The sequence below is a fragment of the Spirochaeta dissipatitropha genome (genome assembly GCF_054657935.1).
The window spans coordinates 1-11567 of the sequence record NZ_BAAHXT010000026.1 but is presented as its reverse complement, the minus strand read 5'-3'; the positions used below and the strand labels follow the sequence as shown (position 1 = coordinate 11567).

Genomic DNA, 11567 nt, shown 5'->3' with positions numbered 1-11567 from the left:
TATGTTTTTCACATGAATCCTCGCTCTTGGCATGTTGTACTCCGTCAAATGGTATGGTTGCCATTTTGACAAGAGTGGCCAGGTTAATCGAGGATTCTTCTCTTCAGATCATTCCGGAAGCCCGGAAAAACTGTCCGTTTTCAGCCGGAACAGGTGTCCGTTTTCCAGCGGAATCACTGTCCGCTTTCCTCCGGAATGGGTGTCCGTTTTGGGCCGGTGTATACAGATGCGGCATCGATTTCTGGATGTAGATGAAACTGGAGCATTTGTTCAGCTATGTGCTCATCGGTCCATAAATCTCTGGCAGTATAAACTTCAAAAGGACCAGGACGACTGCTTATACTCTCCATTTCATGGAATAGACGGTTTTCTGACATGTCTGCATTCCCTTCAAGAATAAGTTCTATATTGAATCCTGCTCTCCAAAATAATCTATCCATGGTAGAGCCTGAACTCCGGTGTCCCTCAGAATGCTTTCACAATGACCGATATGATACATTAAATGTCTGATCTGCCCCAGAATAACATCCAGATTAGTTATGTTTCTATATATCTCGGAAGGAGCAAGCAATGCAGCTGAATCGATGTTACGGAAAAATTTTGCGGCTAATTCATGGAGTTCCTGCAGGAGATTTTCCAATTGAGTTTTAGAGAGATAATTTTCTGGATCCTTCTCCAGTTCCGGGTAGACTTTCAGCTCGGAAAATGGCTCGGCGAATTCCTGCTCTCCTGTTCTAAGCCAAAATAATGAACCGGTAATTGCATGAAGAATCTGCTGCCAGAACACAAAACCTCCCTTTTTCATGTTCCAGATTTCATTCGGACTGTGGTCAATCAGATTCTTCATACTGTCGAGACAAATAAAATATTGACGTCTGATAATTACATTAAGTTCCATGTTTACTCTCACTTTCCACTATTTGCAACACTAACTATAATTGTCTCATCTGAACTTTGCAATCTAATGTAAAGAGCTGGTGAGTGAATATTTTGTATGTTAACATGGCATGTTGAAGGATTTTGTACACTATATGAGAATTGAACTAAGGAAGAAGATAATCGAAGTCTGTGAAAAAAAGATAGCTTCTAAAGGCGATTTGGTTGGGGTTTCTTTTTATGCATTTTTTGCCAATAAAAATGATAATCCAGAGTTACTTATGGAAGCTGCTATCTGGTGGATACAGAAACATGAATTGAATCATTTTGAAAAGGCTCAAAAGATCAAGATGATGATAGAGAATGGACTCTGATTTTGGGGACTGTGTACCGAGACTTTTACGGGTGGAAATACATTTATACACATTCAATTCGACACCGAAGACGACTCACATACGGCTGCAGTTATAAATTCTGATCGTTCAGTCATTGCTTTCTCATTTAATTGCATTGATCAAAGCTCTGGCAGCATTCTCTGGTCCATTGTATTTTTCCTGCCAGTCTTTAAGCTGCTTCATTCTGGAAGCATAACTACTATCATTCAGTATTCTGTGAATATATGGAGATAGTTTTTCCTTCTTCAACTTGCAAAAGGGAAGATTAAAACCAGCTTTCTGATCTTCTATTAGCTGCAAATTCAGATTCTGCTCTGGCTGCAACGGGAAGCCAATAATTGGAGTGCCAGAAGCTATGGCTGTCTGTATGCTGCCCTGTCCACCATGAATAATTACAAGGTCACACAATGGCATCACTTTGTGTGAGGGTATATGATCCTTCAGGAGAATATTTTCTGATGCTTCAAAATTGTCTGGATGAATCGTAGTGCAAAAAATTGCATGGCAATCCATACTCTTCAAAGTGTCGTAAACATGAGATAAACAATTCTCAACACTGGAAGTAAGGGCAACAAATATTTTCGGCTTTTCTGTCTGAAGGAAATCAGAAACATCCTGTGATAATGCTCCGAACAGCTTGGCATAGATTGCACCTACATGAATAAGTCGTATGGGACTGCTGTATCTGGAATCTCTTGTGTTTTCCCAATTCTCAATTTCTTTCTTGGAAATACCTATAATTTCTGGTGTATCGGTTACTAGAGCGTAATCTCCCAGAAATAAATCAGCAATAGATTGCACAGGAGCGATCTTAAATTCTTTTGCCACAATATTGAACGGTTTGGTATAGATTTTGGCATGGGAATAGATCCAGTTGGCACACCTTTTTTTCAATTCTTCCGGAAATAATCGAATAAATCCACGATTAAAATCTTTTCTGTAAGGAGCAATCTTTTTATCAAAAACCGGTGGAATAAATGAGCCATGAGCAGTTGATAGCGGTATTTTCAGAACTCTGGCTGCAATTTTTACAGAAAGTGTAAACCCTATATGAACCAGGCTGACTTCATGTTTTCTGAAAAAGACAATTTCATTTTCTACATGGTCTCGAAGTTCTTCTGATGTGTAAAAATGAGGCTTCTTTCCTATATTTGCCAGGACATAATCTCTGCACCGCTGTTCCGTCATTACGGGTTTGACAATATGATATGGAATCATTTCTTCCTGCAAGATTTTTTCATAGGTTCCACCATGTGTTGCCACAATAGGTGGTTCGCCCAATGTTTTTAATGCCTTGTAAATTTCTATAGCTCTGGATGTTTCAGATAGATACGCAAGATTTGGAAACAAGCAGATGTTCATAACTAATCACTATACCACCAATGCAACATCATTTCTGATTTTTTCGATTACATCATTATCCCAAATCTGGATTTCAAATGATAATTCCAGATGGGCATATTTATGATTCAATGTACCAAGCATGCTGTATGGAAAGACTGTGTTATGATCTTCGAGAATATCACTCTGCATTAACTCTTCAACACATGAAATTCCATTATCGATTGCTTTCTGCCAGTATGCACCGAAACTGTCGCCAAGGGTAAAAGTAATCTGTGTACTATCTGCAAGATAAGCAGAATCGATCAGAATATAGCGGGTATTTGTTTCCTGATCGTTTACCCTGCTCTCCGCCCGTTGTTGCGCAATGTCAGCATTCATACCCGGAATTAAATAAAAATATACAGGTGTGTCTCTATTGAGCTTATTGTACCGACACTCGTATTCTGTCTTTAAGCACGATTCTACAAATCGTCTTCTCTTCAGGTAGTTATGCCTGTCATTTTTTCGGAACCTGCAAAAAAACCAGCTACTGTTGTCAACAATACTGTCACACACCTGATCCAGTTGATCATCGGTATATGAGGTTACAGTCTGGAATAAGTACTGCTTGTTTGTGTAGAAATGAATCAGTTCCATACTTGCGCTCCATCTCCATCATACAATCGAAAAATATATGAACATTCCTCGTGGTTTTGGCCTCTGGAATCACCTATACCACCAAGCTCTAAACTGAAAGAACACTTTTCCAGTACTTTCCTGGAAGCTATGTTATCTCTATGGCAAATTCCCCAGATCCGGTTAATTCCAAGTTGATTCATGATTATGGGTATAAAAGCCATTAACGCTTCTGTTGCATAGCCTTTTCGTGTATATTTTTTGGCTATATGGTATCCGACTTCCCATTCGCCATGTAAGGGTACTGCCTGAACATAACCAATATTCTCACCGCTCCGTAATAATACGGGATGCACAAACGGACCACTGCTACCTTTATAGCAATCAATCAAAAAGAGAATTGTATTTCTGGCCTCTTGTATGGTTTCAAAAACCTCATCAGGTACAAATCGACGATTATTATCATCCAGAGAATTAACATGAACTGTCTCAGCCATGCTTTCATCAAACTCGGTAATCAGTAATCTGTCTGTGATAATTTTCATAGTTTGCATTCCGTATTCTGTATTTTTAGATATGAGCCAACCATGTACATGACTCAAGCTTCATATCTGAAAATAATGCTGTAAATGATGAGTCTGATGGACTGCATGCATAGACACCGAAAGAAACTGTGTTACTTGCCGGCAAAGGTGGATTGCTCTTCCCCATTTCTTCCGTGGTTTCACCCAGTTTATGTAAATGGAAAATTCTTATTTGCTTGAACTCACTACCGTTCAATGAGGACTCAATCAGAAAATCAGGTCCCCTGCGGCTTAATCGGTACCAAATGTATTCTGGAAGTTGAATATCAGTAGTTGCCCAGTCTGAATAACCGAAATTTGTCACTACACTTCCCAATCGGGAGAACCCTTGATTCTCATATTCGATGGATGCTTTAAACCAGTTTTCACTATCCAAATACATAATCAGACCACACTGATCAAACTGACCTTGGTACTCAAAGCTGACTTTCGCGATGAACGTGAAGTTATCTTTACTCTCTATCTGTAGTGCAGGTGCATTATTATTCCTGAAGCCATAATATGAACGCTGCCAGAAATCAGTCCCTGGCTCTGTTGTAATTGACACTGACCTGGATGTAACATCGTACTGTTTGGGTTCAAATAGCCACTGCCCTTTTGTAAAATCCAACACCATAAATAGCCTCCGTTTAAACTACTATCTTTCTCTTCTCAATTTCCTGTTTAATAATCTCTGCCGCGTCTTTGGCGCTTATTGACGTATTATTGATTTTTATATGTTGATCTGGATAAAAGAAATCGTCCTTTGTATTTAATGAGGAGTTTTCTTCTGCCCACTTAAGAAAATTTTCAGATTCCTCAATGTTCTGCTTTGAACGCTTTTCTTTCAATCTCAATTCAGACTTATTTCTGTCGAGACGTACAGATTGATCAGCTTCAAGTTCAACAAAAAGAACATCTTCAATTCCCAGTTTCATGCAATGCAAATATTCGAGCAGTTCAGCATGATCATCTTCATCATCAAGTGCCCATACATAGGTGAAAATAATAGCCGGCAAGCTGCTTTTTCCAAACTCTTCAAATAATCGTTTTCGGAATTCACTGGTTAACTCCAGCAGTTGTTTATCAGCAAAGGTGAAAAAATTATATATAGGCTCAATGAGCATATGATTATGAAATAGCTTGAAGTCTGTGAGTTTTTCCAATTCTTTACCGACCGCCATTTTTCCAACAGCTGGTGGACCAAAAATAACTATTAATTTCATTTTACCCTCAGATATTCCTTTTAAGTAGTGATGCCATGAACCTCATAATAAATTGTACCAATTGCAGAATTTTAATTCATCTGAATACCGATCCAAAAACAAATGGTATTGCCAGCACTCATAGCACATATAACAATCAATCAAAGAAATGTATTTCTGGCCTTTTGTAAAATCTACTATTGGACTTAGACTAACATTGATCTCAGAAATTATCTCCAAATTTTTGTAATTTATCGATCCATTTAGCTCTGAAGTCTTCACTGGAACCTTTGATAGGTCCGATATAGGTGGTTCTGATATTTTTAATTCCAACAAATTGCAGTATCAAATACTTCATCAGTTTTGTTCCTGGCTCCCGAAGAAGCCATTTGTAATACCAAACAGGATAATCCATCGTGTTAATAATGTGGGCAGTTTTATGGGTTAATAATTTTTTAATTCTAATAGAATTCTCTATTGATTGAAACGCAAATCCTGGTAAGAACAACCTGTCGATAAATCCCTTGAGAATCGCCGGCATAAAACCCCACCACAATGGATAAATCCATACAATATGATCAGCCCATTCTATTTTTTTCCAGGCAACGAGTAAATCAGGCTCTAACTCTGTTCTCTTCCGATATGCAAACTGTAAATCAGGATTGAAATTTAATTCGCCTACAACTATCGATTCCATTTCATTTTCTGATTTCAATACCCCTTGCTTATAAGCATCCATAAGTCCGAAATTGAAACTTTCTTTATCCGGGTGGCCGTTTATTATCAATACCTTTTTGTTGTTCATGAAGCATACTCCAATATGAAAGATACGTAATAATATGAGCCTTACCCCTTAGGGCAGAGTCAAGCTAAGCTTCGCATTTTTTTTGCAAAACATTTATAAAGGATCCCAATTCTGAATTCCGGGTTCGAATTTCAGAGATTTTTCTCTCATTACTCTTTATCTGTTCTTCTAACAGAATAATTGCTTCATCCCATGGGAAAATAGTACAGCTGTGAGTTTTACCAAGCAGTCCTTTGAGTTCAGATAATTTAAAACCTAATGCTTCGCAGACTGGGCCGTTGGTCCAGATAGAATATTGTCAAAATATACAATTCCAACGCTGTCGATATCTTTTGATCTATAAATTCCAAGTTTTAAATAATTACCGGCTTTGTTAAAACAATTTCTTGCAGTGTATCTTGTTAATCCGGATGCCTCAATTTGTTGGCCATCAAGCCAAAATTCCATAAATCCATCATCTTCAGTCGACCAGAAAATTCTACTTTTTATCTGATACCATTCGCCTTTATTAATGGGAATACCTACAAGATCCATGACGGATTTGCTTTCAAAAGAGTAAACTGCAATTATCAATTGCCCATTTCTGTATTTGTATGATAGTGCTGGATTATTGGCTGGATAATTATTCCATGTCTCACCGATTGCGGGATCTGGTTGATCATGAAATTGGCCAATTATCTGCCAGTCATCACTTTCAATGTAATTGCTATCAATCATGAAAAACCATGAATAATAGATTTCATTACCCTCTTGAGCAGTAGACTTTAATTGTATTTCACTCCTGGCTGATTCCAAGCCATTATTGGGGGATAACCAATAATCACCACCAGATCCTAAAAAAAACCGACCCGAGAAGTTTCCACCATTAGGGGGAGTCTTCGTCGAAATTTCAAAATTGTACTGACCGTTATATGCACTATCATTGTATTGCCCTTCCCATGGAGAATGGGTGCCATCTTCAAAATCAAGATTGATATATACAGGTTTTCCATAATCATAGGGTGTTACTCTATTGGTGTTACAACTTAAAAAAACGAACGACAATAGAACAATAATGATCTTTACTGTGATATCCGAATGAGAGTTATACTTTTTCCATCTGACGGTGTTATTTTTTTCTGCTGAAATATTTCCGGTGTTCCTTATCCATTTTCTCTGTTGCATATTGTATTATTTTCCTTCCGCATGAATCCTTCCATTCAAGCAGAAACTCCTCTGTAGATTCAGGACATTTCTTCCAGGACTCTCGTAAAAAGGTGCCTAATCCCTTCTGAACATCCTCTTCCGTATCGAGCATTATAGGTTCAATAATAGAAAAATACTGAACAGGATCTTCACCATTTTTGACTGCTTCAAAAAAGGTGACCGGAACTGCACGTCTAGTCCATTTTGATTGTGAAGTAGTCCACTGAAGAAAATTATCAGGTTCGATTATTTTATCAGTTATAAAAAAGGAAAGAACCAGCATACACAAAACATCAGTGTTTGCCCAATTTGTAAAACTTTCTAACCATTTTTCCATATGGTTGAAAACAGCAATTGAGAACTGGTCCCTTCTAAGGGAGATAAATGCAATAGCAATAGAAATATCTTCCAGGTTTCCGGATGTAATTAGCTGGTCACCTAAATCAAGATAATCATCAATTGTAAATGTATTCCATTCTTTAAACCATATATCTCTTTGGCTTTCAAATACTTTTTGATTGATACCATAGCCAATATAACCCTCTTTAAAATATCGGGAATACTTTGCAACGATTGCAGGATCTGCGTTATCTTCAAAAAATGATCTTATCTCTATTACTTTTTGTTCAATAGTCTTGTCGGATTCAGTATTCATATCACCCCCCAATGTATTTTATCACAACTTTACCTGATTTTTCATTATCTGGGTCATGTTGTGACTCAATTGGTAATTGTAACAGCCTCATAAATATGAATATTAGATTCAACAACCTTCAGTATAAAATCTGCTACATTGGCACGAGATATCTGCGAGGTTTTTCCTCGTATATCTATTCCTGTCTGATAACTACTGATATCCGGGCTATTTACCAAGCCACTTGCTCTGATGATAGTCCAGTCTAATGAACTGGATTTAACTTCAAATTCCTGGGCTTCATGATCCTTACGGGTTGCTGGCATGAGTAGTGCAAAAAGAGCCTTGTTTAGTAATGTAAGATTTTTCCAGCTCTCTCCCACTCCCATCGCTGATATTACAATCAACCGTTTTGCTCCCTTAACCTTCATCGCATTGATAATAGCTCGTGTACCAATGGTTCTAAGTCCGGTATTCTTATAAAGATCTTTCGTGCCAAGTGCACAGATAACGGCATCCTGTCCTTCTACACATGTTTTAATAACATAATCAGAATTAAAATCTCCGGTAAGCACATGTATCTGTGTTGAAAGTTTCGGGAGACGTGCAGGATCACGAACCATCACTGTTACTTCATGACCATGATCTATAGCTTGTTTAACCAGTGTCTGTCCCGTTTTCCCGGTGGCACCAAAAATTGCAATTTTCATTTTGATTCTCTCCCCCTTCTTAATGATTAAAACGCAACCAACAAGTGGTTACAAGTTCATATACATCTCAAATGCTCTTACTGCATCGATTTCTGACAGATTACTTGTATCGAGAATTGGAACATTTAAAATGTCATAGCTTTTTGCCATTCCGAGCCAGAACCATATTTCTCTTCCATTTCCTCCAGGGAAGGAACACCGATTGAGTCAAAATGAAAAAAATCCCATGCTTTTTCTGAATACTGATTCTTCAGGTTAGCAACTAATGTTGTCTTACCGACTCCTGATGCACCTGTAATGAAATAGATCACTTTTTCTTTTGCTTTAATCATATTCTCTTCCTGTAATTCTAATCCAATACACTTTCTATCCAATTCGCATGAGCCATGTACATATCAGCATGTTGAATTAATTCTTTTTTGTTGTTTTCTAAGCCATATTCCCGGGACCAATGGGAAAGTGATTTCAAACGTTTTTTGACCTTGATAATTACATCAGGAATTTCATAGAAATATCTGGATTTATTTTGGCTGTATGCAGTCAAAAAAACATTCAGTCGATCAATAATTGTTTCTTTTGAGATAGGTGATGTTTCAAATAATGGGTTAGAGCATTCATTCGGTAATAGTGGAATGAATCTGTAAACAGCATATGAAATATCCCACAATCTTGAGCCAGGTGAACAAACATCAAAATCTATCAAACCCTGGAAACTTTTATTTTTGAAAACAATATTATATGGGGCAAAATCCGAATGGCAAATAACTTCATTTGGTTCATCATTTTCCAGTAACCATACCGAATTATCTAACATAAAATCTTCTGTAGCATCATGCCATTGCCTTAGTTTTAAAGCGATATTTCTCAGTAACTCTTCATCCCATAGCCAGTCTGGAGTATCCTCTATCACATCCCCTTCAATAAAGGATAATACATGCTTACCATCCTGTATGCCAAATGATTCAGGAATCCAGGAAATTCCCTTTTTTCTGACATGGCATAACAGCCGATGTATTGTTTCAGTAGCGATGTTTGCATTCTTGTATACCAAATTATCTTTTTTTAGTGGGGTATTCATATTGCCCCCGAAAAGCTTTTCGAAATTTCCCGATTTCACTTGTCCTCTTTATTTTGATTGAGTCATGGATAGCTACCCGAAGTTGGCGACCAACGGAAGCCAATTAGGGCGGAGCGAAGCGTAGTCGGATACTCGCTGTTATGGGCTGTAGTTTGGCACAACGGTTATAATATTTGTTCAATACTTTAATGGCTTATAGACCCTTCTTTTCTTTTTTGCATTCGTATTAGATTCCATTTTTCATTTCCTACTTTTCTGGCATTCTCTTCAACTTCATATTCTCTGAAACCCATTTTTTGATAGCAGCTAATTGCCGAAAAATTGAAATCAAAAACTCCCAACCTTAATTCGTCCAAGTATAAATTATTAAACCCGAAATCCATGATTTTGATCATAATTATTTTTCCGATCCCCTTTTTGCGATAGCCGTGAAAAACCAAAACACTTCCTATATTTCCTATATTGGCTATACGGTCAATTATTGAAAGCTGTACATGACCAATTATATCTTTCGAATTCTGAATTTTAACCGAGAAAAGATAATTCTTTTTACCACTTTCATCTGCTGCAACCATTTGTTTTCTCATTTGAAACCATGATAGAGGATAGCTGTATTTAGGACCTGCCCATTGCATCAGGAATCTTTCATCCAAAATCTCTTTTCTTAAAATAGCAAAATGATCAATCGAAAACGGTAACAGTTCAATCATATTTTGCTTTCTCCAAGTGTATATTCAAGTGCCAAACTATTGCCCATAACGTTCCGCGGGTATGTGACGTTCGGCGAATGCCGAATGTGCCCGTAGGCCAAGGAGTGAAGCGACGCAACCCATACCCGCTGTTATGTGATGATTACTCTGGCTATTCATAGTGAGTCCACATTCGGATGATCTTAACGATCTTTTCTTCTTCTATTACTTGATAGACTATTCGATGTTGAATATTGATTCTTCGGGAAAAAGAGCCTGTGAGATCTCCGATCAATTTTTCATATGGTGGATAGTCACAAAATGGCTCTGATTTCAATATGTTCAATATTCCTTCTGCTTTCATTTTTAAATTAGATGAAGACAACTTTTTTGCATCTTTCTGTGCTTGTCTCGTAAATAATAATTTATACATCACCAACCCGGTTCATCAGATAATTCTTCGATCGGTGTATTCATTCCTTCAATTATTGATTCCCTCATTCCTGGAATTGCTGCTAAAAACAATGTTTCCTGAATACTCCTCCAGTCTTCTTCTCCTACTAGAATTGCATTTGAATCTGTACCGGTTATTTGTACAGGCTCATGAGTTATATTCACTTTTTGGACTAGATTATATAAATCTTTTCTTGCGTTTGTAACATTTATACTACTCACATAACACCTCCGTACGTAATAACGTACGTATAAATGTACACCTTTAACCCTAACATGTCCAGAGTAATTTTCACATAACGAGGCGGCGGGTATCCGCAGTGGCCAGGGAAAGCCGCAGGCTTGTACTGGACATTGTGTGGAAATGGCGTATAGCCGCTGTTATGTGCCGTTTGGTTTGCTATAATATTTTTTCCTATAATCCCCATCTTTTATTTTTATAAATCCATTACTCAACAATGTTTTTATTGACGCAATATTTTCTTCACTTGGATCAGAAAATATTTCCTTTCCACCTATTTCAATTATTTTTTCTTCCAATTTTTTTATTATTATTTTTCCAATCCCTTATTTTAGATATTCTTCTTCACCAAGTAAAAAACCAATTTCATAAGAAGAATTTTTATCAACAATTATCCCATAATTTTCTTGTGTATATTCTGGCTCAAAATACATATTCATATAAAGACAATACCCTATTTTGTTATTATTATGATTAACAATAAAATGTTTTAAATTATTATATTTTTCATTTATATTATTTACCTCATCTAACCAAGCCTGTCTCTGTTCTTCTCCTTCTGGACAAAACCACTTATAAATATAATCTTTATCTAACCATTTAATGAAAATACTTATATCTTCTTTTTTCAGAGGTTTTAATGTGATTTCATTTTCTTTGGGTATTCCGCAGTGAATTGAGCCAACAGTCCGTTTTTTTTGAGCCACCCATCCGATCGAAAGTGAGCCACTCACGATAGGCTTTTAATGCTTTGCTCCTGATTTCTTTTACAAT

At 37.1% G+C, this 11567-nt stretch carries 19 protein-coding genes; 1 reads left to right on the top strand and 18 read right to left on the bottom strand.

The genetic code is table 11. The features are described from left to right. Positions 1-173 precede the first annotated feature (173 nt). Both ACYQ2L_RS16825 and ACYQ2L_RS16820 read right to left on the bottom strand, forming a co-directional pair. Positions 174-440: a hypothetical protein gene (locus ACYQ2L_RS16825; RefSeq protein ID WP_460058224.1), complete on the bottom strand. Its 267-nt coding sequence runs from the start codon at positions 438-440 to the stop codon at positions 174-176. Then, positions 404-898, bottom strand: coding sequence for a hypothetical protein (locus ACYQ2L_RS16820; protein ID WP_460058222.1), 495 nt, complete (start codon positions 896-898; stop codon positions 404-406). Before ACYQ2L_RS16820 ends, ACYQ2L_RS16825 begins: the two co-directional genes overlap by 37 nt. Before the next feature lie 133 nt (positions 899-1031). On the opposite strand from ACYQ2L_RS16820, the gene ACYQ2L_RS16815 reads away from it, so the two are divergent. Next, positions 1032-1250 (top strand): DUF6500 family protein, encoded by a 219-nt coding sequence (locus tag ACYQ2L_RS16815; protein WP_460058220.1) that lies wholly within the window; start codon positions 1032-1034, stop codon positions 1248-1250. A 123-nt stretch (positions 1251-1373) separates the two neighbouring features. Here the strand turns inward: ACYQ2L_RS16815 and ACYQ2L_RS16810 are convergent, their stop codons facing one another. The 16 genes from ACYQ2L_RS16810 to ACYQ2L_RS16735 form a co-directional block, all read right to left on the bottom strand. Continuing rightward, positions 1374-2633: a glycosyltransferase gene (locus tag ACYQ2L_RS16810; RefSeq protein ID WP_460058218.1), complete on the bottom strand. Its 1260-nt coding sequence runs from the start codon at positions 2631-2633 to the stop codon at positions 1374-1376. Between the two features lie 9 nt (positions 2634-2642). Further along, entirely contained in the window at positions 2643-2993 is a 351-nt protein-coding gene (locus ACYQ2L_RS16805) for a hypothetical protein (RefSeq protein ID WP_460058216.1), read from the bottom strand. Between the two features lie 248 nt (positions 2994-3241). Continuing rightward, positions 3242-3775, bottom strand: a complete 534-nt coding sequence (locus ACYQ2L_RS16800) for a GNAT family N-acetyltransferase (protein ID WP_460058214.1) — start codon at positions 3773-3775, stop codon at positions 3242-3244. A gap of 25 nt (positions 3776-3800) precedes the next feature. Next, on the bottom strand, positions 3801-4430 hold the full coding sequence (locus ACYQ2L_RS16795; RefSeq protein ID WP_460058212.1) for a DUF1349 domain-containing protein: 630 nt from the start codon (positions 4428-4430) through the stop codon (positions 3801-3803). A 13-nt stretch (positions 4431-4443) separates the two neighbouring features. Beyond that, positions 4444-5019 carry a DEAD/DEAH box helicase family protein gene (locus tag ACYQ2L_RS16790; protein ID WP_460058210.1) on the bottom strand — a complete coding sequence of 192 codons (576 nt, stop codon included), beginning with the start codon at positions 5017-5019 and terminating at the stop codon, positions 4444-4446. Between the two features lie 202 nt (positions 5020-5221). Then, on the bottom strand, positions 5222-5803 hold the full coding sequence (locus tag ACYQ2L_RS16785; protein ID WP_460058208.1) for an NAD(P)H-dependent oxidoreductase: 582 nt from the start codon (positions 5801-5803) through the stop codon (positions 5222-5224). A gap of 255 nt (positions 5804-6058) precedes the next feature. Then, complete coding sequence (locus ACYQ2L_RS16780) at positions 6059-6967, bottom strand: polysaccharide lyase family 20 protein (protein WP_460058206.1); 909 nt, start codon at positions 6965-6967, stop codon at positions 6059-6061. After that, positions 6912-7643, bottom strand: a complete 732-nt coding sequence (locus ACYQ2L_RS16775) for a DNA alkylation repair protein (RefSeq protein ID WP_460058203.1) — start codon at positions 7641-7643, stop codon at positions 6912-6914. Before ACYQ2L_RS16775 ends, ACYQ2L_RS16780 begins: the two co-directional genes overlap by 56 nt. A 65-nt stretch (positions 7644-7708) precedes the next feature. Further along, positions 7709-8332 (bottom strand): NAD(P)-dependent oxidoreductase, encoded by a 624-nt coding sequence (locus ACYQ2L_RS16770; RefSeq protein WP_460058200.1) that lies wholly within the window; start codon positions 8330-8332, stop codon positions 7709-7711. A gap of 125 nt (positions 8333-8457) precedes the next feature. Further along, positions 8458-8664, bottom strand: coding sequence for an nSTAND3 domain-containing NTPase (locus ACYQ2L_RS16765; RefSeq protein WP_460058198.1), 207 nt, complete (start codon positions 8662-8664; stop codon positions 8458-8460). A gap of 17 nt (positions 8665-8681) precedes the next feature. Next, the gene (locus ACYQ2L_RS16760) at positions 8682-9410 is read right to left on the bottom strand and encodes a phosphotransferase (RefSeq protein WP_460058195.1); all 729 of its coding nucleotides are present in this window, start codon (positions 9408-9410) and stop codon (positions 8682-8684) included. A gap of 185 nt (positions 9411-9595) precedes the next feature. After that, positions 9596-10120, bottom strand: a complete 525-nt coding sequence (locus ACYQ2L_RS16755) for a GNAT family N-acetyltransferase (protein ID WP_460058192.1) — start codon at positions 10118-10120, stop codon at positions 9596-9598. A 151-nt stretch (positions 10121-10271) separates the two neighbouring features. Then, the gene (locus ACYQ2L_RS16750) at positions 10272-10532 is read right to left on the bottom strand and encodes a Txe/YoeB family addiction module toxin (RefSeq protein ID WP_460058190.1); all 261 of its coding nucleotides are present in this window, start codon (positions 10530-10532) and stop codon (positions 10272-10274) included. Further along, positions 10532-10774, bottom strand: coding sequence for a type II toxin-antitoxin system Phd/YefM family antitoxin (locus ACYQ2L_RS16745; protein WP_460058187.1), 243 nt, complete (start codon positions 10772-10774; stop codon positions 10532-10534). Before ACYQ2L_RS16745 ends, ACYQ2L_RS16750 begins: the two co-directional genes overlap by 1 nt. 159 nt (positions 10775-10933) lie before the next feature. Beyond that, the gene (locus ACYQ2L_RS16740; RefSeq protein WP_460058185.1) at positions 10934-11092 is read right to left on the bottom strand and encodes a hypothetical protein; all 159 of its coding nucleotides are present in this window, start codon (positions 11090-11092) and stop codon (positions 10934-10936) included. 27 nt (positions 11093-11119) lie between these two features. Then, complete coding sequence (locus ACYQ2L_RS16735) at positions 11120-11527, bottom strand: GNAT family N-acetyltransferase (RefSeq protein WP_460058182.1); 408 nt, start codon at positions 11525-11527, stop codon at positions 11120-11122. Positions 11528-11567: the final 40 nt, after the last annotated feature.

What these genes read in the sequence shown, in the direction of transcription:
- ACYQ2L_RS16785 (WP_460058208.1), bottom strand. Translation starts at nt 5,803, where the DNA reads ATGAACAACAAAAAGGTATTGATAATAAACGGCCACCCGGATAAAGAA.
- ACYQ2L_RS16790 (WP_460058210.1), bottom strand. Translation starts at nt 5,019, where the DNA reads ATGAAATTAATAGTTATTTTTGGTCCACCAGCTGTTGGAAAAATGGCG.
- ACYQ2L_RS16800 (WP_460058214.1), bottom strand. Translation starts at nt 3,775, where the DNA reads ATGAAAATTATCACAGACAGATTACTGATTACCGAGTTTGATGAAAGC.
- ACYQ2L_RS16770 (WP_460058200.1), bottom strand. Translation starts at nt 8,332, where the DNA reads ATGAAAATTGCAATTTTTGGTGCCACCGGGAAAACGGGACAGACACTG.
- ACYQ2L_RS16815 (WP_460058220.1), top strand. Translation starts at nt 1,032, where the DNA reads ATGAGAATTGAACTAAGGAAGAAGATAATCGAAGTCTGTGAAAAAAAG.
- ACYQ2L_RS16820 (WP_460058222.1), bottom strand. Translation starts at nt 898, where the DNA reads ATGGAACTTAATGTAATTATCAGACGTCAATATTTTATTTGTCTCGAC.
- ACYQ2L_RS16765 (WP_460058198.1), bottom strand. Translation starts at nt 8,664, where the DNA reads ATGATTAAAGCAAAAGAAAAAGTGATCTATTTCATTACAGGTGCATCA.
- ACYQ2L_RS16760 (WP_460058195.1), bottom strand. Translation starts at nt 9,410, where the DNA reads ATGAATACCCCACTAAAAAAAGATAATTTGGTATACAAGAATGCAAAC.
- ACYQ2L_RS16775 (WP_460058203.1), bottom strand. Translation starts at nt 7,643, where the DNA reads ATGAATACTGAATCCGACAAGACTATTGAACAAAAAGTAATAGAGATA.
- ACYQ2L_RS16795 (WP_460058212.1), bottom strand. Translation starts at nt 4,430, where the DNA reads ATGGTGTTGGATTTTACAAAAGGGCAGTGGCTATTTGAACCCAAACAG.
- ACYQ2L_RS16810 (WP_460058218.1), bottom strand. Translation starts at nt 2,633, where the DNA reads ATGAACATCTGCTTGTTTCCAAATCTTGCGTATCTATCTGAAACATCC.
- ACYQ2L_RS16750 (WP_460058190.1), bottom strand. Translation starts at nt 10,532, where the DNA reads ATGTATAAATTATTATTTACGAGACAAGCACAGAAAGATGCAAAAAAG.
- ACYQ2L_RS16825 (WP_460058224.1), bottom strand. Translation starts at nt 440, where the DNA reads ATGGATAGATTATTTTGGAGAGCAGGATTCAATATAGAACTTATTCTT.
- ACYQ2L_RS16780 (WP_460058206.1), bottom strand. Translation starts at nt 6,967, where the DNA reads ATGCAACAGAGAAAATGGATAAGGAACACCGGAAATATTTCAGCAGAA.
- ACYQ2L_RS16805 (WP_460058216.1), bottom strand. Translation starts at nt 2,993, where the DNA reads ATGAATGCTGACATTGCGCAACAACGGGCGGAGAGCAGGGTAAACGAT.
- ACYQ2L_RS16755 (WP_460058192.1), bottom strand. Translation starts at nt 10,120, where the DNA reads ATGATTGAACTGTTACCGTTTTCGATTGATCATTTTGCTATTTTAAGA.